Origin of the sequence: Protofrankia coriariae, assembly GCF_001017755.1 — a bacterium.
In the GTDB taxonomy this organism is placed as follows: domain Bacteria; phylum Actinomycetota; class Actinomycetes; order Frankiales; family Frankiaceae; genus Protofrankia; species Protofrankia coriariae.
This window is the reverse complement of record NZ_JWIO01000001.1, coordinates 84,585-88,323: the sequence shown is the minus strand read 5'-3', so window position 1 is coordinate 88,323 and position 3,739 is coordinate 84,585. Positions and strand designations below refer to the sequence as shown.

At 71.7% G+C, this 3,739-nt stretch carries 5 protein-coding genes (1 of these 5 running past the window's edge); 4 read left to right on the top strand and 1 reads right to left on the bottom strand.

Annotation, left to right across the window (positions count from 1 at the left end; translation table 11 throughout):
* Nucleotides 1–1,060, top strand: the 3' portion of a protein-coding gene (locus FrCorBMG51_RS00375) for an aldehyde dehydrogenase family protein (protein WP_047221166.1). The gene continues 410 nt to the left of window position 1, outside the view; the window shows 1,060 of its 1,470 coding nt (coding positions 411–1,470); the start codon falls outside the window, past its left edge; the stop codon is at nucleotides 1,058–1,060.
* Between the two features lie 102 nt (nucleotides 1,061–1,162).
* On the opposite strand, the gene cas6 is transcribed toward FrCorBMG51_RS00375, so the two are convergent.
* On the bottom strand, nucleotides 1,163–1,708 hold the full coding sequence (gene cas6, locus FrCorBMG51_RS00370; protein ID WP_052914181.1) for a CRISPR system precrRNA processing endoribonuclease RAMP protein Cas6: 546 nt from the start codon (nucleotides 1,706–1,708) through the stop codon (nucleotides 1,163–1,165).
* Nucleotides 1,709–2,651: 943 nt separating this feature from the next.
* Between cas6 and crcB the strand changes: the two genes are divergently transcribed.
* The 3 genes from crcB to FrCorBMG51_RS00355 all read left to right on the top strand — a co-directional run.
* Nucleotides 2,652–3,137, top strand: coding sequence for a fluoride efflux transporter CrcB (gene crcB / locus FrCorBMG51_RS00365; protein WP_076842234.1), 486 nt, complete (start codon nucleotides 2,652–2,654; stop codon nucleotides 3,135–3,137).
* On the top strand, nucleotides 3,134–3,478 hold the full coding sequence (locus tag FrCorBMG51_RS00360; RefSeq protein WP_013872357.1) for a DUF190 domain-containing protein: 345 nt from the start codon (nucleotides 3,134–3,136) through the stop codon (nucleotides 3,476–3,478). Before crcB ends, FrCorBMG51_RS00360 begins: the two co-directional genes overlap by 4 nt.
* On the top strand, nucleotides 3,475–3,739 hold a 265-nt coding region (locus tag FrCorBMG51_RS00355; protein ID WP_235433195.1), incomplete at its 3' end, for a fluoride efflux transporter FluC. The genes FrCorBMG51_RS00360 and FrCorBMG51_RS00355, both read left to right, overlap by 4 nt.

Below are 3,739 nucleotides of genomic sequence, written 5' to 3'. Positions count from 1 at the left end.
CCCGGCGGGGGCGGGGCGGCTGGCCGTGGTCCGGCGCGTCCCCCGCGGCCCGGTGCTGGGGATCACGCCGTTCAACTTCCCGCTGAACCTGGTCGCGCACAAGGTCGCGCCGGCGCTGGCCGTCGGCGCGCCGATCATCGTCAAGCCGGCGCCGAAGACGCCGCTGTCGTCCCTGCTGCTCGCCGAACTGCTCGCCGAGACCGACCTGCCCGAAGGGTCGTGGTCGGTGCTGACCGTGCCGAACGAGGCCATGCCGGGCCTGGTCGCGGACCCGCGGCTGCCGGTGGTGTCGTTCACCGGCTCCGCGGCGGTCGGCTGGTCGATCCGGGACGCCGTGCCCCGCAAGCACGTCGTCCTCGAGCTCGGCGGCAACGCGGCGGTGCTCGTCGCCGCCGACTGGTCGTCGCCGGCGGACCTGCGCCAGGCCGCGCAGCGGATCGCGACGTTCGCCAACTACCAGGCCGGCCAGTCCTGCATCGCCGTCCAACGGGTGTACGCCGAACGTAGCGTGTACGAGACGTTGCTGAGCGAGGTGACGGCCGCGGTCGAGCGGCTACACACCGGCGACCCCGCCGACGAGGCGACCGAGGTCGGGCCGTTGATCGACCTGACCGCCGCGGAACGGGTCGAACGCTGGATCGCCGAGGCTGTCGACGCCGGCGCGACGGTTGTCACCGGCGGCAAGCGGGACGGCACGTCCATCACCCCGACCGTGCTGCGCGGCGTGCCACCCGAGGCGAAGGTGGTACGAGAGGAGGTGTTCGGGCCGGTGCTGGTCATCGAACCGGTCGACGGGCTCGACGACGGCCTGGCCCGGATCAACGACAGCCCCTACGGCCTACAGGCCGGGATCTTCACCCACGACGTGGCGACGGCCTTCCGCGCCCACCGCCAGCTCGATGTCGGCGGTGTGATCGTCGGGGACGTCCCGTCCTACCGGGCGGACCAGATGCCCTACGGCGGCGCCAAGGACTCCGGCGTGGGACGGGAGGGCGTACACGCGGCCATGGAGGACCTCACCGTCGAACGGGTCCTCGTCCTCACCGGCCTCGACCTGTGACCCGCCCGGATCCGTAGCCGGCCTGGCCTGGCCCGTTCCGACCCGACCCGACCCGGTCTGGCCCGGCTCCGCCGAGGCGGGGCCGGGCCAGACCACCTGGCGTCACACGGTCGGTCCCACCTCGACGGCGCCGAAACCGTGGGTGGTCAGTGCGCCGATCCCGGCGATGGCCGCGAACCGGCTCAGCGCGCCGAAGACGTCCGCCACGGTCACCGACGCCGTCTTCAGCAGGCGCAGCTCGGCGCTGCCCACGAACCCGACCTGCCGGATCTGTTCGGTGAGCGGGACCTGCCGGCTCGCCCCGGAGACGGAGTCCAGGAACACCGCGTCGGCCAGCTCACGCGCGATGCCTTCATCGATCTCCAGGGCAGCCGGAGCGTAGGCGTTCCACCGGGTCCACAGCGAGCGCACGATCAGTACCGGTTCGGGCAGCGGCAGGTCCCGGCCGCTACGGGAGAAGAACAGCGGTGTGATCATCCGTAGCCGGACGCGCCGCGCCGGCCCGGCCGACGCCAGCCGCGCGAACGGCCACGGGTCCACGTCGAACCCGGTGACCTGCTGCTCGCACGGCCCGAAACGAACCGTCCGCGGCGGCCAGCCCTCGGGCAGCTCGCCATCCCTGAGCCAGCCCAGCCGCCAGAGCGTCATCCCCGGACAGCCCGCCGCACCCGCGGCACCCGCCGCACCGGTGGACGACGTGGAGCCCGTGGAGCTGGCGGGACCCGTAGAACCCGCCGAGCCTGCGGCAGCACCCCCTGCTGCCGGCGCGCCCGAGCCGGGCGAAGGCGTGACAGGCCCGACCGCGAACGGCTTGCTCTCCGCGTGATGATCGCTGTCGACGGTCTCGAAGAGCCGCGCCGCGGCGCCGAGTAACTGGCGCGGCGACGGCGTACGCGGTGGAGCTGGAAACTTCAATATCAACGATGCCGGCATCGTATCCCCCCTGTGGACCCGGAATCCGGACGCTCAGAGTAGCCGCCGCCATCCGCCGGCACCTCGTCCACCCGGCACACCGCCGAGAACAGCCGTCCCCCGCGGTACCGCCGTCACCGGCGCCATGCTCCATCCGTACCACTCGGATCGGCCTGATCACGATCAGTACAGATAGGAATTTCCTGCCCTGCTGTAGAGCTGGTACGGCGAATGTAAATATGCATCTTTCGTCTCGGTCTTCTCAGGGGATGCGGGTTTACTGGGCGGATTGGCGGGGAAATCGAGCGGATTTCTCTGGTGGAATATGGGCGACGGCCTGGGTGTCGTTGTCGGTGAGCCATCGATGGTGCCGTGGGCGAATCTGGAAAATGGTTCGAGGTCAGGGGCGAAGAGGGCCGCTGCCGGGGTACCGGGCCGCCGTGGGGGAGGCAATGGTCAGGGCGCCCAGGTACTGATCGTCGGGTCGACGATCGTGCGTCGGGGGATGGGCCGCGAGAGCGTCGGACCCGGTATGTTGGCTGTCGGTGGCGGCTGTTGTCGCCGCGCGGCGGTGGGGCTCGCCGTATCCGAACCGTGACACCTGGTGTCGCCAGCAGTCCCTACCTGTGACGAGTCGTGCCCGGCCGACGCCGGGTGACGCGCAGGTAGGGAGGTACGCGTGGACGGCACCCGCTCGCAGGAGACCGTGCGGCCCACCGATCCGGATGTGGATCTGCATGTTCTGGCGCAGCGTCGGGAGTTGCGCCGCTGGCCGGTACCGCTGCTGGCGGCGATCGCGGTTGGTGGGGCGATCGGGGCATGCGCCCGTTACGGGGCGTCGCTGCTCTGGCCGACCCCGCCCGGTTCCTTCCCGTGGACCACACTGGCGGTGAACACGGCGGGATGCGCGGCGATCGGGCTGCTCATGGTGGTGATCACCGAAGCGCGGGCGGTGCACTCGCTGGTGCGGCCGTTCCTGGGCACCGGCGTGCTGGGCGGGTTCACCACGTTCTCCACCTACGCGGTCGACGCCGAACGGCTGCTGGACACCGGCCGGGCCGGGCTGGCGCTGGCGTACCTGGCGCTGACCGTGACGCTGGCGCTGGGCGCGGTGTGGGCGGCGGCCGTGGCGACACGGCGAGTGATGGGGAGGCGGACGCGGTGAGGCTGACCGGCCGGGCCCTGCGGCTGACGGTGTTCGTGGGGGAAAGCGACCTGTGGCACCACCGGCCGCTGGCCACCGAGATCGTGCACCGGGCGCACCGCGCCGGGCTGGCCGGCGCGAGCGTGTTCCACGGAGTGGAGGGGTTCGGCGCCTCCTCGGTCGTGCACACCACCCGGCTGCTGTCGATGAGCCAGGACCTGCCAGTGGCGGTGATCATCGTTGACGACGAGCCGCGGATACGCGCGTTCCTGCCACAGCTCGACGAGCTCGTCACCGAGGGGCTGGTGATCCTCGACGAGGTCGAGGTGATCCGCTACGTCGGCCGGGCGGCGGGCCGGTGAACTGGCTGCTGGTGATCGTCGGGGCTGCCGTCGGCGCGCCGCTGCGCTATCTGACCGACCGTGCGGTGCAGGCCCGTCACGATACGGTGTTCCCCTGGGGCACGTTCACCGTCAACGTGGTCGCCAGCGCAGTCCTCGGCCTGGTCAGCGGGGCGGTGCTGGCGGGGGCCGCGTCGTCGCGGGTGGGGCTGGGGGTCGGGACCGGGCTGTGCGGGGCGCTGAGCACGTATTCGACGTTCTCCTACGAGACGCTGCGGCTGG

What these genes read in the sequence shown, in the direction of transcription:
- cas6 (WP_052914181.1), bottom strand. Translation starts at nt 1,708, where the DNA reads ATGACGCTCTGGCGGCTGGGCTGGCTCAGGGATGGCGAGCTGCCCGAG.